This window comes from Sphingomonas glacialis, from assembly GCF_014653575.1.
In the GTDB taxonomy this organism is placed as follows: domain Bacteria; phylum Pseudomonadota; class Alphaproteobacteria; order Sphingomonadales; family Sphingomonadaceae; genus Sphingomonas; species Sphingomonas glacialis.
Genome location: NZ_BNAQ01000006.1, coordinates 103,489 through 126,204, shown reverse-complemented (window position 1 = coordinate 126,204; position 22,716 = coordinate 103,489). Strand labels below are relative to the sequence as shown.

The window sequence follows — 22,716 nt, the reverse complement described above, 5'->3', positions numbered from 1 at the left end:
ATGGTGCGCAGACGGCAGGCCGTCACGATCAAGCATGTCGCGGCGGATGCAGGGGTGTCGCTGCAGACCGTCAGCCGTGTCGTCAACAAGGAGGCCGGCGTCCGGCCCGAGATGGTCGCGCGGGTGCAGGAAGCGATCGACCGGCTCGGCTACGTCCCCTCGATCGCGGCGCAGCGGATGGGCGGTTCGCGCTCGTATCTGATCGTCGCGCTCAACGACCGCGAGCGTACGATTGCCGACTGGCGCGCGCGGGAGGGAACCGACTGGGTCGACCAGATGCTGCTCGGCGGGATGCTGACCTGCGCGACCTACGGCTATCGCATGATCGTCGAGCTGGTCGACACGCATAGCGACCATATCGCGCGCGAGCTGATGGGGGCGATCGCCGCGCTCCAGCCCGACGGCGTCATCCTGACGCCGCCGCATTCGGAAAATCCGCTGATCATCGACTTGCTCGAGGCGCAGCGGATCAGCTTCGCGCGGATCGGCTCGCGGCGCGCAGGCGCGGGTTTCGCGCTGACGATGGATGACGAGCGCGCGGCACAGCTGGCGACGAAGCACCTGATTGCCCTTGGCCATCAGCGGATCGGCTTCATCGCCGGCCCTTCCGAATACACGTTGAGCGGGTGGCGCATCGACGGCTGGCGCGCGGCGATGGCGGCGGCGGGGCTCGCCGACGATCTGCTCGCGCGTGGCGATTTCGGCTATGCGTCGGGCCGGGCCGCAGCGGCGGCATTGCTCGACGCGGCCGAGCCGGCGACCGCAATCATCGCCAGCAACGATCAGATGTCGCTTGCCACGCTCGAACTGTGCCGCGAGCGCGGGATCGCGGTGCCGCACGATGTGTCGCTGATCAGCTTCGACAACACCCCGATCGTCCGCTTCACGCATCCGCCGCTCACCGCGATCGACCAGCCGATCGCCGATCTGGCCGCGCGCGCGGTCGAACTCATTATCGGCGAGCTTGCGGGACGCGAGGCACCCGAGCAGCCGATCATCGTGTCGGCGAAGCTCGAATTGCGGCAATCGACCGCACCGCGCCGCTGACCGCGTTCAAACGCTTGGCCGTGGCGGGTGCTACGTCCTAAGCGTCGCGCGTATGACCGTGTATCAGGACCGCTTCTTCTCCGCTCGCCGCGCCGCGCGATCGACCCTGTTGGTTCCGGTGCTGGGTGCGCTCGGCTATGCCGGATGCGTCATTGCCTATCTCCCGCTGCTGACGCTGCTGCTGCCGCTGCGGGTCGAGCAGATCGCGGGGGACGCGCGGTTCGGCGTGCTCGCGACGGCGCTGATCGCCGGGGCGGTGATGGCGAGCGTGTCGGGGATCGTCTTCGGCTGGCTGAGCGACCGCGCGCTCGAACGCGGCGGTGGGCGGCGGCCGTGGATCGCGGCGGGGCTGATCGCGACGCTCGCTTCGTACGCCGGCATCGCGGTCGCGCGCACGCCTGAAATGCTCGTCGTCGCGGTGATGGTGTTTCAGGTGGCGCTCAACGCCGCGCTCGCGCCGCTCGTCGCGTTGCTGGCCGAGGAGAGCCTCGATCGGCAGAAGGGCGTGATGAGCGGCTTGCTTGGCGCCGCGCAGCCGTTTGCCGCGGCCATCGGCCCGCTGTTGATCGCCTGGACCGCGCCGGGACTGGGGCTTCGCCTCGCGGCGATCGGGGTGATCGCGACGCTGTGCCTGATCCCGCTGCTGGCGACGTCCGCCAGACCGACCGCGCAGCCCGGCGGTCGGACCGTCGCGGCGTCGTCGCGCGACCTCGGGCTTGCCTGGATTGCGCGACTGCTCGTCCAGATCGCGGGCAATGTGCTGTTTGCCTACCTGCTGTTCTTCATGGAGCAATTCGTCGCGCCGTCCGCGCGCGCCACCGTGCCGGTAGAGGTCGGCGGGCTGATCCTCGCCGCCAATATCGTGCCGTTGCCGATCGCGCTCGTGCTCGGCCGCTGGTCGGACCGGATCGGACGCCGCAAGCCCTTCCTCGTCGCGGCGGCGCTACTCGATGCGACGGGGCTGGTGGTGATGGCGGGCGCGCAGGGATGGGCCGTCGCGGCGATCGGCTTCGGCCTGTATTCAATCGGCTGGTCGGTCTTTCTGACGCTGCAGATCGGCTTCGTCATGCAATTGCTGCCAAACCCACGACGGCGCGGACGCGATCTGGGGCTGATCAACCTGTCGAACACGGCACCAGTGCTGATCGGGCCGGCATTGGCCTGGGGGCTGGCGACCCCGCAGTCCTTCGCTCCGCTGCTGCTGACGCTTGCCGCCTTGTCGCTGGCTGGGGGCATCGCGATGCTCGGGGTCAAGGGACGCAAATGACGCGCGGCGCGATCCGGCCGGCCGCTGGCAGCGTTCAATAGTGATCCTGGCGTAGCGCACGCCCACCCGTCACTCGGTGGTCTTGTCGATGGACCGAACTGCGATGATCGTCCCGCTGCTCGCGGCGTCGCTCGCGCACCGCGCGGGCAAGTGCCGTCGGCATCCAGCACGAGTACGATCAGTTAAGGAAACAGGCTCTATGCAACGGTATGAGCAAGTTCGATCTCGATACGATATGGCCCACGCAAACGCTGCTGCCGACCGCTTCCCGCCTGCTGGATATGTTGCCGGGGCTCGTCGCCTATTTCGGACCCGACCTGCGGTATCGCTACGCCAATGCGACGTATGCGACGTGGCGCGGCCTTAAGCCCGCGCAGATCATCGGCCGGACGTGCCGCGAGATCGTCGGCGAGGCGAACTATCAAAGCGTGGAGATGCGGCTCGAGGCAGCGCTTCAGGGCAAGACGGTCACAGCCGAATATACGCTGTTCGACGGGAACAATGCGCGCCGCGTACAAGGCAGCTACGTTCCCGATATCGATCCGGCCGGGTGCGTGCTTGGCGTCGTCGCGCTCGTTACCGACATCAGCGTTCGTGAAGATCTCGAGGCGCGGATCGTCGAGACCGAAGGCATGTTCGACGATGCCTTCGATCATGCCCCGATCGGGATGGTCGTCATCAACGTCGATGGGCGGATGGAGCGCGTCAACGAGGCCTTCGCGACGATGCTGGGCCGGTCGAGCGAAGCGCTGACCGGAACCGATTTCCGTGCGATCACGCATCCCGATGACGTCGCGGCTGACGATCGCCAATTCCGCCAGTTGGTCGCCGGACGGCGCGCCGGCTATCGCATGGACAAGCGCTATCTGCGCGGCGATGGCGAGGTCGTCCACACGACGCTTGCCGTCTCCGCGGTGCGGGGGCTGGACGGCGCCGTCCCGGTGCGGCTCATCGCGCAGATCGAAGACGTTTCGGAACGCCGCACGGCCGAACGCGAGCAGCAGGAGATCACCGCGCGGCTGATGCTGGCGATGGAAGCGGTGCGCGGTGGCTTCTGGCATATCGATGTCGAAAGCATGCGTTTCGAGATGTCGCCGTCGTTCCAGCGTTTCGTCACCGGCAGCGATACGGGTGCCTCCTCCGATCTCGCGGATTACGCCGAGCGAATCCTGCCCCCGACGCGCGAGGCGGCGTCGGTCCAGGCGTTGCTCGACGGGACGATCGACGAGACGTCGGTCGAATATGCGTTGCAGACCATTGCAGGGCCGCGCTGGATGCGGTGCGACCGCCGCTTGCTGCGCGCGCCCGACGGCAGCCCGCTTCGCATCGTCGGCGTGACGATCGACGTCTCGGAAGACCGTGAGCGCCAACTCAAGGCCGAAGCCGAAGCGGGAACCGATCCCTTGACGGGGCTGCTCAATCGGCGGGGCCTCGACCAATGCCTTGCCGACCCCGCATTGCGCCTGCCGCTCGGCGTGCTGGCGATCGATCTGGATCGCTTCAAGTCGATCAACGACAGCTTCGGCCATTCGGTCGGGGATGCCGTGCTGGTCGAGGTCGCTGAGCGCCTGCGCCATGCGGTTCGGCCGACCGATCATGTCGTCCGGCTCGGCGGCGACGAATTCGCAGTGCTGTTGCCCGAATCGACCGATGACCGCGTCGCAGCCGTCGCCGAACGGATCGAGACAGCGCTCAATCACGCCATGGTGAGCGCGGGCGTCACGGTATCGATCAGCGCGAGCGTAGGGGCGGTGTCGAACGAGGCGGACGATGGCGCAACTGCGGTCGAGCGCTTCAATGCGGCGTGGCGTCGCGCCGATGCCGCGCTCTACGAGGCCAAACGCGCTCGCCACAGGCGCTGGCTGCACCGCGACTGATTTCGCCGGCGGATATCGCGGTGGAAAGAAGCGGACCCAGGCTCCGCAGTCCGCACGGCACCGACCGTGGGGATCGCTGCCGACGGTGTCGTTTGGCGCGCGTTTCTATAGCGATGCCGGATGGCGGTGGGCTTCGTCCGCGTGCTGCGCGACGCAACCGCGCTTGGCCGCAAGGTCGCGGAGATGCTCGACGCCACGGTGCCCGCGGCGAGGCGGCGTCGCCTCAGCGAAACAGCGCGAGTGGGATCGCCTGGCCCATCCGGGCATAGCCCTTGGCCGAGGGGTGCAGTCCATCGCCCGAGTCGAATGCCGCCGCCAGCCGGGCGGGATCGGCGGGATCACGCATCACCGCGTCGAAATCGACCACTGCGTCGAACACGCCCGACGTCCGGATCCAGGCGTTCACGGCGAGGCGATCGGCTTCGCCCGCTGTGCCGGGATGATAATAGGCCGATCCGCCATCGGGCAGGATCGTCGCGCCAATGACCTTGATCCCGCGGGCATGCGCGCGCGCGACGATCTGGCGATAGCCTTGCTCGAGCTCGGCGACGAGTGCGGCATGCTCGGCCGCGGACACCGGGTGATCGCGCGTGAGAACGCCGAGATCGTTGACCCCCTCGAGCACGATCAGATAGCGCACGCCGGCTTGCGCGAGCACGTCGCGGTCGAGCCGGGCAAGCGCGTTGGGGCCGAGCCCGTCGCGCAGCACGCGATTGCCGCCGATCCCGTGGTTGACGAGCGACAGCCCCGAGCCGGCGGGGAGCCGGGCCGCGAGCACGTCGGTCCAGCGATCGTCGCGGTCGGTGGTGGCGCCGTGCCCGTCGGTGATCGAATCGCCGAGTGCGACGATCGTCCTGCCGCAGCCGGCGACATCGACACCCGATGCGAAATACCAATGCTCGACGCGGTCGCCGACGAGCGTGGTGTCGCCGCTATGGTTGCCCGCGGCGATGTAGCTGCTCGTACGTGAGCCCGGGTGGCTGGTCACCGCGGAGGGCGCTTCGGGCAGATGGAGGCTGATCGAAAGGGTCGCGCGATCGGGAGCGTCGAGCGCGATCGGATCGGAAACGTAGTCGGCGCCGGCCGGTATGCTGATTTGGGATTGGCCGCCGAACGTGACGGCATGGTCGCTGCCGGCGCGGATGCTCGGCGAACCGCTTGCCTCGGCCAGCGCCACGTGCGCCGAGTCGATCGTCAGCGGGGCGGTCCCGACGAGGTTCGACAGATGGATCCGCACGCGCTTGCCGCCGCGCGAGAGCCGGACCGTCTGGCGCAGCGTCGCATCGCGCAGCTTGGCGGCGATGCCGGTCTCGGCCGGGTCGGCATCGCGCTGCGACGAGGCCCAGCTCGCGCTCCAGCTTGCGGTGCAGGCCGGAGCGGCGGTGGCGAGCGCGGGCACGCTCAGCGCGAGCAACGCCGTAAGCGAGCGAATGAGCATCGAGCGGTCTCCCGGTTGGTCAGTGGCGGTCACCCGGTCCGCTCCGCTGCAACCGGCGTATAGCGCGGAACGAGCAAGGGGATCACGCCCAACGCGACGATATACGCGCACGAGGCGATGAGGAAGATCGGCTGATAGCTGCCGAGCATATCGAGGATGGTCCCGGCGAACTTCGCCATGATCATCCCGCCGACAGCCCGCCAAGCCCGATCACCGAACGGCGCGACCGCGCGGGACCAGGTCGCCCGGCAGCGCATAGACGCTGACCGAAAAACCCAGATGCGCCGCGCACGCGAGGCCGATCGACAGCACCGCGACCCACATACTGGGCGCCTGCGCGGCCAACGCGATCGGCTGAGCGAACATCGCGCAGGCAAACATCGCGGTCTTGCGCGCACGGCCCGTCTGCCAGCCGCGCAGCAACAGCCGCGACGAGAGCGACCCGCCGCCGTCGAACACAATCTTCGCATCGTCGAAGCGGGGTTCCCGGCGCATCGTCCCCGGGGCGCATACCGTCAGGATCCGGCGGATCGACGACACTGTCGGGCTCGAGCGGGTGAAGGCGCCGTCGTCTCGCCATGATTCCTGCTCGGGCGCCGTCAGAACAGCGGCGCGGCCATCGTCAGCAGATTGTCGACGAAGCGGCGGGGGAGCGATCGCTGGGCGACGCCACCATGATCGATCTCGGTCGCAGCGGCGAGCCAGCGGCGTTGCTGCGCGCCGACCTCGGCCGCCAGTGCGGGCGATTCGAACAGCACGTTGTTCTCGAAATTGAGGTCGAGGCTCCGGCGGTCCATGTTGGCCGACCCGACGAGCCCCAGCGCCTCGTCGACGACGAGCGTCTTGGCATGGAGCAGGCCGCCGCGAAACTCGTGAATATGGACGCCCGCGCGCGCCAGCACCGGGTAATAGGCGCGGCTGATCGCGCCGACGATGCGACTGTCGTTGCGCTGCGGAAAGACGATCGTGACCTGTACCCCGCGCCGCGCGGCAGCGATGATCGCGTTGAGCAAGGGCGGATCCGGCGCGAAATACGGGGTGGTGATCACCGCTTGCTCGCGCGCCGCCGCGAGCACCGCGATGAAGATGTTGGTCATCGTCGCATGGGGCGACAGCGGGCCGGTGCCGACCGCGATCGCCGGGAAGCCGGCGGCGCGCGGCGCAGGCGGGGCGGCTGCGAGTACGGGGCACATGTCCTCGCCGGTCTCGGCCATCCACGCCGAGGCGAAGATCAGTTCGGCCTGGCGCGCGACGGGGCCTTCGTAGCGGATCAGGATGTCGACCCACGGCGCGAAGTGGCGCTTTGGGAGGAAGGCCGGGTCGGCGCAGTTCTGGCTGCCACACCACGTGATCCTGCCATCGACGACGATGATCTTGCGGTGGTTGCGCAAGTCGGTGCGATGCCCGGAAAGCACGCCAAGCCCGAGCGGGACGGGCAGCGACGCGTAGACGTGCGCACCGGCGTCGCGCATCGCAGTCCACTGTCGCGAGCGGATCAGCGCGCGCGAGCCGATCGCATCGGCGACGATCCGGCATGCGACGCCGCGGCGCGCGGCGCGGCATACGGCGTCGACGACCTTGGTGCCGTTGCCGTCGCCGAGCCAGATGTAGAAGGACAAATGGACCGTCCGCGTCGCGGCATCGATATCGGCGACGATCGCGGTGATCGCCGCATCCGCGCCCGATGCGACTTGCGCCGTATTGCCCGTTGCCACCGGCCACCGGCTCGTCGCTTCGCACGTCCGGAAGGCGCCTTCCATCGCGGGAGACAGTATCGGCGTCGGCGCCAACGGCGCGTAGGGCAACAGCGTCGTGTACGCCGCGCGGGCGCGCTGCTTGAACGCGGTGGAGATCCACGGCTCGCCGAACAGCAGGTAGAGCACCGTCCCGATCCCCGGCAACGCGATCAGCAGCAGCAGCCACGCCGCGCGCGCATAGGCGTCGCGCCCCTCGAGCAGGATCGCACGCACGATCACCGCGAGATGCAGCGCGCCGAGCGTCAACCAGAGCGCCGTCTTGAAATCGATCATGCTTCACCCGCATTCGCCACGCGCCGACATCGGCGCGGCGGACGCCTTTCGCTAGCGGTATCGTCGGGCGCTGTCAGCGGCGTCCTCGCGCCCTCGCGCCCTCGTCGGGAGGCGTGCGCCGCTCAGCGCATGGCAAGGTCGGGCGCGGCCGCAAGCCGCTGCATCAGATCGACCAGACGATGAATCTCGCGCGATCGCCCTGATCGGCGAGCGACCAGACACCGAACCGCCACGACGTCGCCGTTGCGACGCGCAACACCGTGATGGCCTGGTGCCGTTGATCGCACAGGATCTCCGCAAACAGCGTATCGACCGCCGCGGGGTTCCTTCGATGGTCTGCGCGCCATGCCGGTCGGCCGCGACCAGCGCGCCGGCAATCGAGCGCCGCAACCATTAGTCCGTCGTTGTGCGCTCCGCTGCAGCGGGGGCGTCGAGCGCGACGAGCTCGGGCCTCCCCAGTGCCACGCGCACCGCACGTTTGAGAGCATCCGCGTCATACGGCTTGGCGAGCACGATCGTTCGCGCGTCCTCGAGCCCCGCCACGGCTTCGGCATCGCCGGTAGCGAACACGATCCCGACCGTCGGCCGCAGCGTCCGCGCGCGCGATGCGAGCTCGGGCCCCGACATGCCTGGCAGATTGACGTCGGTCACGAGCACGTCGATCGCGGCGGTCTGCAGCGCCATCGCCGCGTCCTCGGCGCTCGCCGCCTCGACGACGCCGACGCCGCTTGCCTCGAGCATCGCTGCGGTGTCGGCGCGGATCATCGCGTCGTCCTCGACGAGCAACACCATCGGTCGTGCCGACGATGCCGGATCGGCGGGCGGCAGCGGGGTTGCACCGGGCTCGGCGACCCCGCGCCGCGCGCGCTGGCCTGCGAGCATTTGCTCGAATTTCCGGGCGAGCGCCTCGCGCGTGTAGGGCTTCGACAGCAAGTCGATCCCGGCATCGAGCTTGCCGCCATGGACGATCGAGTTCTCGGTATAGCCCGAGGTGAACAGCACCGCGAGATCGGGCAGCCGCTCGCGCGCACGGCGCGCGAGCTCGGGGCTCTTCAGCTGGCCAGGCATGACGACGTCGGTGAACAGCATGTCGATCGGAATGCCGCTCTCGATCACGCTCAGCGCACTGCTGGCATCGACCGCCTTGAGCACTTGATAGCCAAGCTCGCCGAGCATCTCGACCACCGTTGCGCGGACTTCGTCATCGTCCTCGACCACCAACACGGTCTCGGTCCCGCCGACGATCGGCCCCGCAGTCGCCGCGACCTCGAGATCTTCCGACGCCATCGCGCGCGGAAGATACAGCTTGATCGTCGTGCCTTCGCCGAGCTCCGAATAGATCTTCACGTGGCCGCCCGACTGTTTGACGAGACCGTAAACCATCGACAGGCCAAGCCCCGATCCCTTGCCCTCGCTCTTGGTCGAGAAGAACGGCTCGAACACCTTGTCGATGATGTCGGGTGACATCCCGGTACCGGTGTCGCTGACCGCGAGCATGACATATTGGCCGGGTGTCACCTCGGCATGCGTCCGGGCGTATGCATCGTCGAGGCTGGCATTGCCGAGCTCGATCGTCAGCTTGCCCTGGCCGTCCATCGCGTCGCGCGCGTTGATCGCGAGGTTGAGCAAGGCATTCTCGATCTGCGCCGGATCGACAAAGGTGTTCCACAGCCCGCCGCCGACGATCGTCTCGATCTCGATGCCCTCGCCGATCGCGCGGCGCAGCATGTCGTCCATTCCGCGTACGAAGCGGGTGACATTGACGACCTTGGGCTCGAGCGCCTGGCGGCGGCCGAAGGCGAGCAGTTGCGCCGCAAGCTTGGCACCGCGCGACACGCCCGCCATCGCATTGGTCACGCGCTTCTCGGCGCGCGCGTTGCCTGCGACGTCGAAGGCGAGCAGCTGCAGATTGCCCGAGACGACTTGCAGCAGATTGTTGAAATCGTGCGCCACGCCGCCGGTGAGCTTGCCGATCGTCTCCATCTTCTGCGACTGGGCGAGCACCGCCTCGGTCTGGCGGCGCTCCTCGATTTCCTGGATGACGCGCGCTTCGAGCGTCTCGTTGAGGTGGCGCAGTTGCCCCTCGGCACGCGCGCGATGCGCGGCCTCGCGCTCGAGCGCCTCGGCCCGGCGGACGCGCTCCTCGATGTCGAACACCATCACGTGGAAGCCCGGCACCGACCCGTCGGCCTCGATGCGCGGGATATAGCGGATCTCCGCGCGCCGTGGGCCGTCGGTATGCGGCATCACGTCGTCGACGGTGATATCCTCGCCAGCGAGCGCGCGCGCGATCATCGGCGCACGCCGGAGGTAGAGTTTGTTGCCCATCACCTCGCGGATCGACCGGCCGATGATCTCGCTGCGTGGCCGGCCGGTCCAGGTTTCGTAATAGCTGTTGGCGAAGCGATAGATCAGGTCGCGATCGATATACGAGATCAGGATCGGCATCGCGTCGGTGACGGTGCGCAGCTCGGCTTCGCGCCATGCGAGCAGGCGTTGCGCCGCGACCTTCTCGGTATTCTCGAGGACGGTACACATTACCCCGCCGACGGCGCCGTGATCGTCATAGACGGGGGTGTAGAACAGGTCGAACACCGCCGTTTCGGGTTTCCCGTAGCGATTGAGCACCATCGACTGGTCGGGGAGCGACTGGACTTCGCCGCGGAACCCGGTCGCCAACATCGCTTTGTTGAAGTCCCAGATCTCGGGCCAGATCTCGCGCACCGTGCCGCCGAGCGCGCGCGGATGGTTGTCGCCCGCGATCACGCTATAGGCGTCATTATAGAGCATGACGTGCTCGCTGCCCCACATCAGCACCTTGGCGACGGGCGAATTGACGATGTTGTTGACCGTCGCGCGCAGCGATCCCGGCCAGCTGACGAGGCTGCCGAGCGGCGTCGGCGACCAGTCGCGCTCACGGATCATCGCACCGCAGCTTCCGCCGCCGATCAGCCATGGGGCGGTTGCCTTCGTGTCGACTGACCGCTCGTCGCGCAGCCGCGCGATCGCGTCGCTTATGACCGCGTCGGCAGTGGCGTAAGCGCCGAGCGCGACGCGCTCCTCGATGAACTGCTCAAGCTCGGACGGGAGCGAGACGGTGCGACTCTGAGGGCTAGGCATGGCAACCCTTTGCAACGCGGTCGGCATGTGTCAACAAATCCGCGGGTTTTGGCGGTTCGTACCGTGCGCTAGCCCAGATGCCACACCAACGCGATCAGCGGCGTCCCGACCAGGATCACCAGGACGGACAAGGGCAGGCCGAGCTTCCAATAATCCCCGAAGCGATAGCCGCCGGGGCCCATCACCAGCGTGTTGCACTGGTGCCCGATCGGGGTGAGGAAATCGCAGCCGGCGCCGGTCGCCACCGCCATCAGGAACGGGTCGGGGTTGAGGTGGAGGCCGCTCGCCACGCCGACCGCGATCGGCGCGAGCACCAGGACCGTCGGCGCGTTGTGCAGAAAAGGCGAGCAGGCCATCGCCGCGACCATGATGACGCCGAGCGCGAGCATCGCCGGGATGCCGAGCAACATCGCCGACAGCGCATGCGCGATCAGGCCGGTACCGCCGCTATGCTGCACGGCTTCGCTGAGCGGGGTCAACGCGCCGATCAGCACCAGCACTTCGGGCTCGAGCGCGCCATAGGCCTCGCGCGTCGACAGCGCCCCGACCACGATCATCAGCACTGCCGCCCCGAAAAACGCGCTGACCACGGGCACGATCTTGAGCGCGACCAGAACCATCGCCACGGCGAGGATCATCACCGGAACATAGCGCCGGCGCCGGTCGCCGAGCTTGACCATCCGTTCGACCAGCGGGAGCAGCCCGAGCTCGGTCATCGTCTCGGGCAGGGTGTTCTCGCCGGCCCGCAGCACCAACACATCGCCCGCGCGAAGCTGAATGTCGCGCAAGCGCTCGGTGATCCGCGCATCGCTGCGGCCGACCCCCAGCAACTGGACGCCGTGCCGGTCCTGTAGCCGCGCGCGTTCGGCGGACTCGCCGATCAGCGACGAGCCTGGCTGAATCACCGCCTCGACGGTGCGCATTTCCTCGTTGGGCTCGTCCTTCGACAATTGCTTGACGTCGCGCGCTTGCTCGAGCGGGACGCGCGCGAACAGCCGGTCGAGCGCTTCGTCATCGCCCTCGAGCACCAGGCTGGTGCCCGGCGCCAGCGTGGCGTCGTCGGAAGCCGCATGCGGACGACCGTCGCTCCCGACGATCCCGCGCAGCTTTACCCCAGCATCGGCAAGACCCAGGTCGGCGACGGTAGCGATGCCTTCGGGAAGGCTTTCGGGGACCTTCGCTTCGGTTGCATAAGAGGCTTCGGCGGCGATGCTGTCCAGCCCGCCACGTCCCTGGCGGTCGCGTGGCAGCAGCCGCCAGCCAAAGCTCACAAAGACGAAGCCGAGCGCGGTCAGCACGAGCCCGACCGGCGCGAAATCGTACATCTGGAAGGGTTTGCCGAGCGTGTCCTGCCGCACCTGGCTGACGATGATGTTGGTCGATGTGCCGACCAACGTGACCAATCCGCCGAGCAGCGACATGAACGCCATCGGCATCAACAGCGACGATGCCGAAGTCTCGGTCTTGCGGCCGATCCGCAGCGCGACCGGCATCATGATCGCCAGCGCACCGACATTCTTGGTCAGCATCGACAGCAAGGCGGTCGTCCCGGCGAGCGCGGGCACTTGCGTCGCGGTGCTGTGCAGCCGCCCCATCAGCGGTCGCACCGCCCATTCGATCACGCCCGAGCGCGCGATCGCGGCGCTGACGATCAGGGCCGAGGCGATGATCACGACCACATCGCTGGTGAACCCGCTGAACGCCTGTTTGACGGGGACGTCGCCGGTCGCGATGCCGATCAGCAAGGCGACCAGCGCGATGAGATCGTAGCGAAACCGGCCCCACACGAACATCGCCACCGCGCCGCCGATCACGGCGAAGGACAGACCCTGAGCGTAGGTCATCGCGGCCGCATCCCGGCCAGCGCGTTTGCCTTGGCCGTGGCCGATGGGTGTTCGATGGTCATCGTGGTTGAACGCGCCCGCGTTCCTTCCGCTCCGTTGGCGCCTTCCAAAACACCGACAGGCGGGCAATTTGGCGCGCCATCGCAGGGGCTAGCCGTGTACCAGCGGCATCGCGCGCCGAGCTGGTGGTCCGGTCGGACGCGCGCTGCAGGTCCGGCCGCCTTGCAACGATCCCCCGTCAGCGCTGCTTCTTCGTCGTGCCGGCGGTGAAATCGGGATCCTTCTTCGCGACCCAATCGACGAACTTGCGCACCGCAGGTTCGGCGAGCAATGCCTCGGCGTTCATGCCGTGCCGCTCGAGCTCGGAATTGGTGAAGTTGGCGGTCACCGTCTGCTGGCAGATCGGGTGCATCGGCACGACATCGCGACCGCCGCGGCTTTTGGGGACGGGATGGTGCCAGACGATGGTCTTGCCGGTCGGCCGACCGCAGAGCCAGCACGGCTGTGCCACCTCAACCGTTTCTTCCTCGCCCATCGGGTCTTCGTAACCGCCGTGTTTCGAGTGCTTGCGAGCCATGCGTCTCTCTGGATCCGTGCCTGCGCCGCCCGTCATGGGCGGCGCGCTCGATTCCCCTACACCAGCGCCGGATCGATACCGAGTGCGAATACTCGGTCCGGAGCGATCAGCGGTCCGTCAGCTTGCAGCTGCGGGGCGCCCGGTCATGCCCGCGCCGCCAGCCGCGCCGTAACCGAGCGCACGAAGGGTTTGCACGCCTCGAGCAAGACCAGCAGGAGCAAGCCCAGACCGAGCGCCAGCGCCATGTCGCGCCACCCGATCGATCCGAACTTGAGCAGCGCCTGCGCTCTTGGCAGGAACAGGATCAAACCCGTCACCGCCACGATCGCGCCCGCGACATAGCGGAGTGCGGCGTTGTGCCGCGTCAGGGCATCGCGCAGCGACGCGCCGAACGAGCGGTTGACCAGGATCAGCGCGACGATCTCGGCGATCAGCGCGAAGAAGATCAGCGCGCGCAGTTCGAATTCGCCCATTCCCGAGCGGTGCTCGACCAGGAAGACTGTTCCGAGCATCGCGAACGCCAGCCCGCCCTGAAAGACGCTCCACACGATCATCGGCAGCGAGAACAACGCTTCGGCGGGATCGCGCGGGGGGCGCCGCATGATGTTGTCCTCGTCGCGCTCGGCCTCGAACACCAGGGCGCAGACCGGATCGATCACCATTTCGAGCAAGGCGATGTGGATTGGCCCGAACAGGATCGGCAGCCCGGCGAAGAGCGGCAGCAACGCAAGCCCGGCGATCGGCACGTGCACCGCGAAGATGAACGCCATCGCCTTGCGGAGATTGTCGTAGATCCGCCGGCCGAGCCGCACCGATTGCACGATCGATCCGAAATCGTCGTCGATCAGCACGATCGCCGCCGCTTCGCGCGCGACGTCGGTGCCGCGCTTGCCCATCGCGACGCCGATATGCGCGGCCTTGAGCGATGGCGCGTCGTTGACCCCGTCGCCGGTCATCGCGACGATTTCGCCTGCCGCCTTGAACGCCTCGACGATCCGCAGCTTCTGTTCGGGCATGATGCGCGCGAACACCGTCACCGACTTCAGGCGTTCCGCCAACGCCGCGTCGTCGAGCGCCGCCAGATCGTCGCCGGTCAGCACGTCGCCTTCGGCAATGCCGGCCTGGCGCGCAATCGAGCGCGCGGTCGCCGCATAGTCGCCGGTAATCATCACGACGCGGATCCCGGCACGGCGACACTCGGCGACTGCGTCGGGGACACTCGCGCGGATCGGGTCGGCAAGGCCGACGAGGCCGGTCAGCGCATAGGCATAGTCGCCTTGGGTCGCGGCCCAATCCCGGTCTTTCGGCGTAGCGCGCGCGACGGCAAGCACGCGGATGCCGCGAACCGCCATCGCCTCGACAGCGGCCGTCATCGCCGCCAGTTCGGCCGCCGACAGATGACACAGGCGAGCAATAGCCTCGGGCGCGCCCTTGGCCGCAATCGTCAAGGCATCGCCATCCGCCCAGACGTTCGACATCGCCAGCAAATCGGGTCGCAGCGCATAGGCATGGACCAAGGCGCCTGTGGGCAGCGACGCGGTCGTCGCGTTCGCCGCGCGGGCGCTGTGCAACGCCAGTTCCATCGGATCGGTCGGCTCGGCCGCGCTGGCGAGTGCGGCGGTGGCGAGGAGATCATGATACGCCGCGCCGACCGCGAGATCGGGCTGCAGTGCGAACGTTTCGCCCGACGGCAGCCAGAGTTCGGTGAGTGACATCCGGTTCTCGGTCAGCGTGCCGGTCTTGTCGGTGCACAGCACGGTGGCCGATCCGAGCGTCTCGATCGCTGCGGCGCGCCGCGTGAGCACGCCGACCGCGCCGATCCGCCAAGCCCCCATCGCGAGAAACACCGTCAGCACGACGGGGAATTCCTCGGGCAGCATCGACATGCCGATCGCGATCCCGGCGAGCGCCGCATCGATCCAGCCGCCGCGCAGCAGCCCGTACAGCAGCACGACGAGCAGCGCGACCGCGCCGCCGCCGATCCCGCACCACGTGACGATCCGCGTCGTCTCGCGCCGCAGCCGCGGCGCTTCGGTCTCGAGCGTGGCGAGCGACTGGCCGATCTTGCCGATCTCGCTGCGCGGCCCGGTCGCCAGCACGCGCGCGATGCCGCTGCCGCGCGTCACCAGCGAACCCGAATAGACATAGGGCTGGTCGCCGCCGCCCGGACGCCGCGCGGCGCCCGTATCCTGCTCGCTGTCGGCGACCTTGTCGACGGGCAGCGACTCCCCCGTCAGCAACGATTCATCGGCCTGCAGATCGGCGGCCTCGACCAGCATCGCGTCGGCGGCGACGCGGTCGCCCTGTTCGAGCACGAGCAGATCGTCGCGCACCACGTCGCGGCCCGCGATCCGAACCCGCACCCCGTCGCGGATGACGAGCGCGCGTGGCGCGGACAGGTCGCGCAGCGCGTCGAGCACGTGTTCGGTGCGGGTCTCCTGTACGACCGTCACGACGATCGAGAAGGTCGCGAAGGCGAGCAGGATCAGCGCTTCGGTAAGGTCGCCGAGCAGCAGATAGGCGACGCCGCCCGCGAGCAACAGGACGAGCATCGGCTCGCGGAACACGTCGAGCGCGATGCGGAGCATCGATCGCCGTCCAGCGCTTTGCAGCGCGTTGGGGCCGTCGCTCGCCAGGCGCTCGGCCGCAGCGGCCGTTGAAAGGCCGGGGTGGCGTGGTGGAACGGTCATCGCGCCTGGTGCCGTAACGCGCGGCAATCGTCGGCGAGGATGGTCTGCACGCGTCCTGTGATCGTGACGTACGCTGCGTGCCGCATTCAATGGGCCATCAGGACGGGCAGGCGCGGGTCGGCGATCAGGCTGCGCGTCACCCCGCCGAGCAGGATTTCACGGACGCGGGCGTGTCCGAAGCCACCCACCGCAAGCAGATCGGCCCCGTGTTCGAGGGCGAAGCCGGTGAGCGTGTCGTGCGCGCTCTCCGAGCGATCGAGCGCATGGCCCGTCACGGAAAAACCATGCCGCTCGAGCAGCGTGACGACCGGTGCGAGGTCGGTCTCGGCCAGGTCGTCCAAGCCATGCTTGAGCGAGACGACGTCGATGCGGGCGCCGGGCGCGGCGAGATGGATCAGATGGTGCAAGCTGCGCATCGCCGCAGGACCCGGCTTCCACCCGAACACCCCATGGTCGATCGCGCGAAGCGACCGCCCCGATGGCAGCAGCAGCAGCGGCGAGCCCGACGACAGCAGGAGCGTCTCGATCGTGCGGCGCCGCAGCCAGTCGATCGACCAGGTTTCGGCGGGGCCAAAGACGACGAGATCCGCAAGCGGGGCGGTCGCGCGGACGTCGCCCGGGATCCAGCCGACATCGTCGAAATGCGAGACGACCTCGGCAGGCGCGCCCGTCGGCAGCATCGCGCGGACGCTATCGGCGTGCGATTGCGCGAGCTGCCGGATCTGCCCGGGCAAGGTGTAGAGCGTCCCAAGCGGCGCAAGCTGTTCCGAGAGTAGCGGGGCCGCGGTCAGCACGTCGAAGATGACATGCGCTTGCCGGAACGCGGCGAGTGTCAGAACCGTGTCGATGAAACCCGATTTCCGGGCGGGCCCTTCGACAATCGCGAGAAGTGTCTTGATCATGGCGGCCCCCGTTGAAGGCGCCATATTGCGCCGGACGGGGCGCTGTCGCTCTACGTGACTCTACGGACGATTGTCCGCCCAGCGCGCAAACCATGTCGCCGGGCTGGGTCGGAGGCGACTGCGATCACGACGGCTCAGACGGCGGCAGCCGGTCGATGCGAACGTCCTCGCGCGCCCAGGCGTCGCGGGATTGGCACGTGTCGATCGATGGACCAGGATGCGGATCGGCAGCGGGCGGATCGGCAAAGAAGCGGACACAATAGACGTCGCGCCGCGCGTCATACCGCACGCGGTAGTCCTCGGTCGTCGTGGCGCCCGACCGTGCGATGGCCGCGGGTGGCTGACCCGTCAGCAATACCGCCGCGGCAAGAAGCGTGATCGTTGTGATACCCGTCATATCCAAGCTCCCGGTTGCGGCGGCCGTCCGTGGCGCCGCGTACTGGTCGCTCTGCAAGTCGTGTGCCATTCGAGTAATACACCTGGAAGCGCAGCGGGCGCAAAGCCGCTGTCGGTGCGAGCCGCCACAAGATGGCGGATCCCGCCAGACACAGGTCGTTCGCCAGGCGCAATTGTGCTGCTTCGCGCCTAGCGTGACGAACTGACGTCGATCGCCTTATTCGGTTCGCGGCGGAGCCAGGTCTGCGCTCGCCGCCGCTGCATCAGGAAGCGCGTTGTCGGTGAAATGACGCCGGATAAAATCGAGCTTGGGGTCGATATAGCGGCGGCAAAACGGCCTCTGCGGGTCGGTCCGATAATAATTGCGATAGCGCGGCGCCGACGGTTCGAAGCCGACAAAGGCAAGCACCAGCGTTCGGGGAGCCTCTCGCGAAGCGCTGGCGAACTGATCGATTGCAATCTCGGCCACTGCGCGCTGCTCCGCTGTGAAAACATAGACTGCGCTGCGATAGCGGCCGCCCGGCGAGTAGGTCCCGTTGGCCGAATGCGTCCTGAGATGGACCTCGATGAGCGTCGCCAAGCTGATGACCGCCGGATCGAAGCCGACGATCACGCCTTCCGCCGCGGCCTCCCACGGGACTTCCGACCGAATGAAGCCCTGGTCGACCTGTGCGACACCGCGCAGCGCCTGGAATACGCCCTCGGTGCACCAATGACAGCCGCCGCCGAAGCCGATCGTTTCCACGGTTGGTCCTCAGCGCCGACCGGATCAGACAGATGCAGCGCCGCGCGGCACTGCAATTTCGACAGCCTGCGCAGCGATCTTGGCGACGACTGGGGTCTTGGCGAGGACTTCGCCGTCGATCGAGATCTTCATCCGCGGCGTCGTCTCGATGCGGAAGGTGCAGCCGCGAAATTCGCGCGTGTGCGCCTGCCGGTCACGCAGCCGGAAGAACTTGGCGTACCAGTCGGCGGCAAGGCGCGCGCGGCTGCGACCGACGACCGCCTGGATGACGATCTCGCCGCTTTCCAGATTTGCGGTGTCGGACAGTTCGACACCACCATGATAGCACCCGTTGAGAATACGGACCTCGGTCGACCACATCCGCCGCTCGACGATCCCGTCGTCGATCATTAGCCGGAACGCGCGGAAGCGGATCGAGCACCGCAACGCCCAGAGGAGATATCCGACACGGCCGAGGTACCGCTTCAGCGCATGCGGCACGGTCTGCCCGATCAAGGCGGGTAGGCCGATCGAAGCGCCGTTGACGAAATAGTCGCCGTCGATCATCCCCAGATCGACGCGCCGACGCCTGCCACCGGCAATCACCGCGATCGCGCCGTCGAGATCGAGCGGCAGCTCGAGCGTGCGCGCAAAGCTGTTGGCGGTGCCGAGCGGCAGGACCGCGAAGACGCAATGCTGGCCGATCAGTTCGTCGATCGTCCCCGACAAGGTGCCATCGCCCCCGCCGACGATCACCATCGGCGCGCCGTTCGCCACCGCGCGACGGACCGTTTCGGCGAGTGCATTGGGGTCCTCGACCGCATGGGCTTCGGTCAGCGTCATCCCCGCCGCCTCGAGCTTGGCCTTCGCCTCGACGAAGAGATCGCGCCCGCTCCGCGAATGCGCGTTGACGATCAGGGCCGCGGCGCGGGGGAGGGGGGCTGGGGTCATCGCATGACAACTCTCATGGAACGGTTTGGATGCCGCGCAGCACGGCGTGTTGGAACGACGGTGTTCGACGCCAACGGCATCTCCGGGCTTTCCGCGGTCGCGTCGGGCCAGCGCGGTCGTCGTCAGGATCGAGCGCTGGCATCCTCGCGAATTGGCGCGTCGTCGGTTCCGGCTGGATCGCCCAGCCGCTTTTCGGTCAGGATGCTCCAGCCCGTGATGAACAGCGCGCCAGCGATCGGGCCGACGACAATCCCGCTGAGGCCGACCAGCTCGACGCCGCCCAGCGTCGTCACCAGGACGAGCCAATCGGGAATGCCGGTGTCACGCCCGACCAGCATCGGCCGCAGAATATTGTCGGCCAGGCCGATCACCAGCATGCCAGACGCGACGACCACGCCGGCCTGCCAATATGCACTCGTGGCCAGCAGGTAGACCGCCACCGGCGCCCAGATGATCGTCGGCCCGATCGCTGGCAGCAGCGCGGCGATCGCCATCAACACGCCCCACAACAAGGCCGCAGGCAGCCCGACGATCCAGAAGGTCGCGGCGCCGAGCGCACCTTGCACCAAAGCGACGACGACCGAGCCCTTGATCGTCGCCCGTGCGACCGAAACGAACTGGTCGGCGATCCGGGTCGCGACGCTCTGCTCCAGCGGAAGGCCGCGGACGATCGCCGGGCCGAGCCGCTCGCCGTCGCGCAGCAGGAAGAAGGTGACGTACAGCCCGACGCCGAATGCGAGCAGGAACGCCGCGGCGTTTGCGCCGATCGAGAGCGCGCGCCCGGCAAGCAGGCTCGCGCTGTTGCTCACCGCCTCGACGACCTGAGTCTGCGCGCGCTCGAAGCTGCCGAACCCGGCGCTGTCGAGCATCTGCTGGAGGCGGATCGGCAAGGCGTCGTGGATCTTTTCGAAATAGGACGCGATGTTGATCTGGCCCGAGCGGATCTGGGTATAGACGCCCGCTGCCTGGTCGACGACCATGCTGCTCACGATCAACGACGGCAGCACGATCGCGACGGTGATGATCAGCAGCGCGACCAGGGCGGCGCGATTGCGGCGTCCCGGCCAATAGCCAAGCAAGCGCTGGTAGAGCGGCTGGAACAGGATCGCGGCAAGCGCGGACCACAGCAGCGCGCCGAGGAAGCTCGACACGACCAGTACCAGTCCGACCGAGATCGCGGTCACAAAGAGGATAAGCCCGCCGTTTTCAACGCACTGTCGATCGATCGCGATTGTCTGGTCCTCCAAAGATGTTAGCCGGTGCAATGCGGTGGCAAGGCGACGAAATCTGTCGTTGCGGGGCCGTAACGCGCAACGGTGCGGATCGCTCCGCAAAAAACAGCCGCGCGGTTTATGCGTGCCCGCCGCGCAGCCGCGTCACCGCAGAATGCCCGAGCACGATCGCGCCGCCGACGACAAGGCCGACCACCGCCGCGAAGGCAGCGCCCGCGGTCCAGCTCGCCACGCCGCCGATCGCCGGCAGCGCGGCCGCGGCCGTGCTGAAGGCGTGGCTGACATGCGCCGGGCCGCTCACCCCGAAGGTCTCGAGCCCATGCACCAGGATGCCGCCGCCGACCCAGATCATCGCCGCCGTGCCGATGATCGCCAGGACGCGCATCAATATCGGCATGCCGATCACCAATCCGCGGCCGACCGCGCGGGAAACTGCGCCCTCCCGTCTCGCCAGGAACAGGCCGATGTCGTCCATCTTCACGATCAGCGCGACCACACCGTAAACCCCGAGCGTGATCGCGACGCTGACCAGCGCCAGCACGATCGCCTGAGTGATGATCGGCGAGGACGCCACTTCGGCAAGCGCGATCGCCATGATTTCGGCCGACAGGATCAAGTCGGTGCGGATCGCGCCCGACACTTTCTGCGCCTCCAGCGTCGCGGCGTCGCCTTCCACCGGCGCGGCTTCGGCCGCATGCCCGCCGAAGATCGCCTCGACGACTTTCTCGGTCCCCTCATAACACAGATAGGCGCCGCCGAGCATCAATAGCGGGGTCACCAGCCACGGCGCGAAGGCGCTCAGCAGCAGCGCCGCCGGAAGCAGGATCAGCAATTTGTTGCGCAGCGACCCGAGCGCGATCTTGCCGATGATCGGCAATTCGCGCTTGGCGGTGAAGCCCGCGACGTAGCGCGGAGTCACCGCGGCATCGTCGACGATCACGCCCATCGCCTTGCTGCCGGCCTTGCCCGTTGCGGCGGCGACGTCGTCGAGCGACGCGGCGGCGAGCTTGGTGATCGCGGCGACATCGTCGAGCAGTGCTACGAGTCCTGACGGCATGGTATTCCCTGTGATTGTCGGGTGATTGTCGAGTGGTTGTCGGCCCGCGAACGCGCAGATGTTCGGGGCGGGGCAAAACCAAGGTGAGGTAACGGTGGGCGAGACGGCAGCTCAGGCGGTGCTAACCGATCCAGGTACGATGGCTCAACGCGGCAACACGCTTCGTCGTCGCGCAGACATGCAATGTAACGCGCCAGCAATGGTGCGGAAACACAAAGCTGTCGGGAAGCGTGCCGAAATTGCGTGTCCGAGTGGCGCGCGGGAACGCTAGTGGAAGGCAGGTGTTCAGGCACCGCGTCACATGATCGGGCGCTGGAAACGGGCAGAGCTATTGAACGCGCAAGGGCATGACGCCACCACCCCGTGGCAGATGCCACCAAAGGCCTGGCTCAGCGTCGCAAAGCGCACCTGGGCCGAAACGGGGACCGACAATATTGGTCTGATCGCCGCTGGCGTCGCCTTTTACGGCTTTCTTGCGCTCGTGCCGCTGCTCGGCGCGATCGTGCTGATCTATGGCATTGCCGCCGAGCCTTCGACCGTCATGCACAACATGAAGCAGTTGATGGCGGTGATGCCCGCCGAAGTCGCCAAGCTGATCGGCGAACAGCTGATGAACGTCGTCAAGACGTCCGACGGCAAGAAGGGCTTCGGCTTGTTGCTCGCGGTCGGTCTCGCGCTGTTTGGCGCGCGCAATGGGGCGGGCGCCGTGATCACCGCGCTCAATGTCGTGTATGAGGAGCAGGAAGCACGCGGTTTCGTACGGCTCAATGTGCTGGCGCTCGGCATCACCGCCGCCGCCGTGCTCGTGGCGATCCTGGCGCTGGTCGCGGTCGCGGCGCTCGGCTATCTCCAGGCGGTGCTTCCGCAGGCGCCCGATGCGGTCGTCGTGCTCGGCAAGCTCGTCGCTTATTTACTGCTGACACTGGCCGGGGCGGGCGCGGCGGCGACGCTGTACCGCTATGGCCCGTCGCGGCAAAATGCGCGCTGGATATGGTTGACGCCGGGTTCGCTGTTCGCGGCGCTGATGTGGCTGGCGCTGACGGTCGGTTTCGGCGTCTACGTCGCCAATTTCGGCAATTACAATGCGACCTACGGCTCACTCGGTACGGTCGTGGTGACTCTGACCTGGCTCTATCTCTCGAGCTACATCCTGTTGTTCGGAGCCGAGCTCAATGCCGAGCTCGAGCATCAGACCGCCAAGGATACGACCACCGCCGACGCGCCACTCGGGGCGCGTGGCGCCTGGGTCGCCGATCATGTCGCCGATGACGGCATCCCCGATGCATCGCCCGGGGGCCTGACGGCGGCCAAACCGAGCGGGGTCGGAGACGTGGTCGCGAGCCGTGGCGCGGTGCACGCGGGACGCTTGATCGGCCTTCCGAAAGTCGGCTGGGTGCCATCGGTCGCGGCAACGCTCGGGCTCGCTTTGTTGCGGCGGGGGCGTGGGGTGTCGGGTGTGGCCGTGATCGGCGTTACCGCGGCGACGATGTGGGCTTTGCGCGAACGCCCGGCAGCCCATCCGTGCGAGCCGGACCCGCCGCACTCCCCGCTGAGCGATCGATGA

At 67.7% G+C, this 22,716-nt stretch carries 17 protein-coding genes and 1 pseudogene; 4 read left to right on the top strand and 14 right to left on the bottom strand.

Annotated features, from left to right (window positions below):
* The 3 genes from IE187_RS17450 to IE187_RS17440 all read left to right on the top strand — a co-directional run bounded on the left by IE187_RS17450 (position 1) and on the right by IE187_RS17440 (position 4,191).
* Positions 1–1,047 carry a LacI family DNA-binding transcriptional regulator gene (locus IE187_RS17450; protein ID WP_189677297.1) on the top strand — a complete coding sequence of 349 codons (1,047 nt, stop codon included), beginning with the start codon at positions 1–3 and terminating at the stop codon, positions 1,045–1,047.
* Between the two features lie 52 nt (positions 1,048–1,099).
* Positions 1,100–2,314: an MFS transporter gene (locus IE187_RS17445; RefSeq protein ID WP_189677296.1), complete on the top strand. Its 1,215-nt coding sequence runs from the start codon at positions 1,100–1,102 to the stop codon at positions 2,312–2,314.
* Positions 2,315–2,523: 209 nt separating this feature from the next.
* Positions 2,524–4,191 carry a GGDEF and EAL domain-containing protein gene (locus IE187_RS17440; protein ID WP_189677295.1) on the top strand — a complete coding sequence of 556 codons (1,668 nt, stop codon included), beginning with the start codon at positions 2,524–2,526 and terminating at the stop codon, positions 4,189–4,191.
* Positions 4,192–4,414: 223 nt separating this feature from the next.
* Here IE187_RS17440 and IE187_RS17435 read toward each other — a convergent pair whose 3' ends face one another.
* The 14 genes and pseudogenes from IE187_RS17435 to IE187_RS17365 all read right to left on the bottom strand — a co-directional run bounded on the left by IE187_RS17435 (position 4,415) and on the right by IE187_RS17365 (position 21,152).
* The gene (locus IE187_RS17435) at positions 4,415–5,629 is read right to left on the bottom strand and encodes an SGNH/GDSL hydrolase family protein (protein ID WP_189677294.1); all 1,215 of its coding nucleotides are present in this window, start codon (positions 5,627–5,629) and stop codon (positions 4,415–4,417) included.
* Positions 5,630–5,658: 29 nt separating this feature from the next.
* Positions 5,659–6,076, bottom strand: a pseudogene (locus IE187_RS21415) (MFS transporter); the annotation flags it as partial.
* A gap of 152 nt (positions 6,077–6,228) precedes the next feature.
* Positions 6,229–7,659 (bottom strand): phospholipase D-like domain-containing protein, encoded by a 1,431-nt coding sequence (locus IE187_RS17420; RefSeq protein ID WP_189677291.1) that lies wholly within the window; start codon positions 7,657–7,659, stop codon positions 6,229–6,231.
* Between the two features lie 163 nt (positions 7,660–7,822).
* Entirely contained in the window at positions 7,823–8,053 is a 231-nt protein-coding gene (locus tag IE187_RS17415) for a BLUF domain-containing protein (RefSeq protein WP_189677290.1), read from the bottom strand.
* Complete coding sequence (locus tag IE187_RS17410; RefSeq protein ID WP_189677289.1) at positions 8,053–10,779, bottom strand: hybrid sensor histidine kinase/response regulator; 2,727 nt, start codon at positions 10,777–10,779, stop codon at positions 8,053–8,055. Before IE187_RS17410 ends, IE187_RS17415 begins: the two co-directional genes overlap by 1 nt.
* Before the next feature lie 68 nt (positions 10,780–10,847).
* On the bottom strand, positions 10,848–12,623 hold the full coding sequence (locus IE187_RS17405) for an SLC13 family permease (RefSeq protein WP_189677288.1): 1,776 nt from the start codon (positions 12,621–12,623) through the stop codon (positions 10,848–10,850).
* 238 nt (positions 12,624–12,861) lie between these two features.
* Positions 12,862–13,200, bottom strand: a complete 339-nt coding sequence (locus IE187_RS17400) for a hypothetical protein (protein ID WP_189677287.1) — start codon at positions 13,198–13,200, stop codon at positions 12,862–12,864.
* 143 nt (positions 13,201–13,343) lie between these two features.
* A complete protein-coding gene (locus IE187_RS17395; protein ID WP_189677286.1) occupies positions 13,344–15,890 on the bottom strand; it encodes a cation-translocating P-type ATPase in 2,547 nt (848 codons plus the stop codon).
* 86 nt (positions 15,891–15,976) lie between these two features.
* On the bottom strand, positions 15,977–16,792 hold the full coding sequence (locus IE187_RS17390) for a universal stress protein (protein WP_189677285.1): 816 nt from the start codon (positions 16,790–16,792) through the stop codon (positions 15,977–15,979).
* 124 nt (positions 16,793–16,916) lie between these two features.
* Positions 16,917–17,189, bottom strand: a complete 273-nt coding sequence (locus tag IE187_RS17385) for a hypothetical protein (protein WP_229839479.1) — start codon at positions 17,187–17,189, stop codon at positions 16,917–16,919.
* Between the two features lie 216 nt (positions 17,190–17,405).
* Positions 17,406–17,933, bottom strand: a complete 528-nt coding sequence (locus IE187_RS17380; protein WP_189677284.1) for a peptide-methionine (S)-S-oxide reductase — start codon at positions 17,931–17,933, stop codon at positions 17,406–17,408.
* A 24-nt stretch (positions 17,934–17,957) separates the two neighbouring features.
* Positions 17,958–18,863, bottom strand: a complete 906-nt coding sequence (locus tag IE187_RS17375; protein WP_189677283.1) for a diacylglycerol/lipid kinase family protein — start codon at positions 18,861–18,863, stop codon at positions 17,958–17,960.
* A 122-nt stretch (positions 18,864–18,985) separates the two neighbouring features.
* Positions 18,986–20,047, bottom strand: a complete 1,062-nt coding sequence (locus tag IE187_RS17370) for an AI-2E family transporter (protein WP_229839478.1) — start codon at positions 20,045–20,047, stop codon at positions 18,986–18,988.
* Positions 20,048–20,213: 166 nt separating this feature from the next.
* Complete coding sequence (locus IE187_RS17365) at positions 20,214–21,152, bottom strand: DUF808 domain-containing protein (RefSeq protein WP_189677282.1); 939 nt, start codon at positions 21,150–21,152, stop codon at positions 20,214–20,216.
* 301 nt (positions 21,153–21,453) lie between these two features.
* Here IE187_RS17365 and IE187_RS17360 point away from each other — a divergent pair, with 301 nt between their 5' ends.
* Entirely contained in the window at positions 21,454–22,716 is a 1,263-nt protein-coding gene (locus IE187_RS17360; RefSeq protein WP_229839477.1) for a YihY/virulence factor BrkB family protein, read from the top strand.

Coding starts and splice junctions, on each gene's coding strand:
- IE187_RS17450 (WP_189677297.1), top strand. CDS start 1: ATGGTGCGCAGACGGCAGGCCGTCACGATCAAGCATGTCGCGGCGGAT.
- IE187_RS17445 (WP_189677296.1), top strand. CDS start 1,100: ATGACCGTGTATCAGGACCGCTTCTTCTCCGCTCGCCGCGCCGCGCGA.
- IE187_RS17440 (WP_189677295.1), top strand. CDS start 2,524: ATGAGCAAGTTCGATCTCGATACGATATGGCCCACGCAAACGCTGCTG.
- IE187_RS17435 (WP_189677294.1), bottom strand. CDS start 5,629: ATGCTCATTCGCTCGCTTACGGCGTTGCTCGCGCTGAGCGTGCCCGCG.
- IE187_RS17420 (WP_189677291.1), bottom strand. CDS start 7,659: ATGATCGATTTCAAGACGGCGCTCTGGTTGACGCTCGGCGCGCTGCAT.
- IE187_RS17415 (WP_189677290.1), bottom strand. CDS start 8,053: ATGGTTGCGGCGCTCGATTGCCGGCGCGCTGGTCGCGGCCGACCGGCA.
- IE187_RS17410 (WP_189677289.1), bottom strand. CDS start 10,779: ATGCCTAGCCCTCAGAGTCGCACCGTCTCGCTCCCGTCCGAGCTTGAG.
- IE187_RS17405 (WP_189677288.1), bottom strand. CDS start 12,623: ATGACCTACGCTCAGGGTCTGTCCTTCGCCGTGATCGGCGGCGCGGTG.
- IE187_RS17400 (WP_189677287.1), bottom strand. CDS start 13,200: ATGGCTCGCAAGCACTCGAAACACGGCGGTTACGAAGACCCGATGGGC.
- IE187_RS17395 (WP_189677286.1), bottom strand. CDS start 15,890: ATGACCGTTCCACCACGCCACCCCGGCCTTTCAACGGCCGCTGCGGCC.
- IE187_RS17390 (WP_189677285.1), bottom strand. CDS start 16,792: ATGATCAAGACACTTCTCGCGATTGTCGAAGGGCCCGCCCGGAAATCG.
- IE187_RS17385 (WP_229839479.1), bottom strand. CDS start 17,189: ATGACGGGTATCACAACGATCACGCTTCTTGCCGCGGCGGTATTGCTG.
- IE187_RS17375 (WP_189677283.1), bottom strand. CDS start 18,863: ATGACCCCAGCCCCCCTCCCCCGCGCCGCGGCCCTGATCGTCAACGCG.
- IE187_RS17365 (WP_189677282.1), bottom strand. CDS start 21,152: ATGCCGTCAGGACTCGTAGCACTGCTCGACGATGTCGCCGCGATCACC.
- IE187_RS17360 (WP_229839477.1), top strand. CDS start 21,454: ATGATCGGGCGCTGGAAACGGGCAGAGCTATTGAACGCGCAAGGGCAT.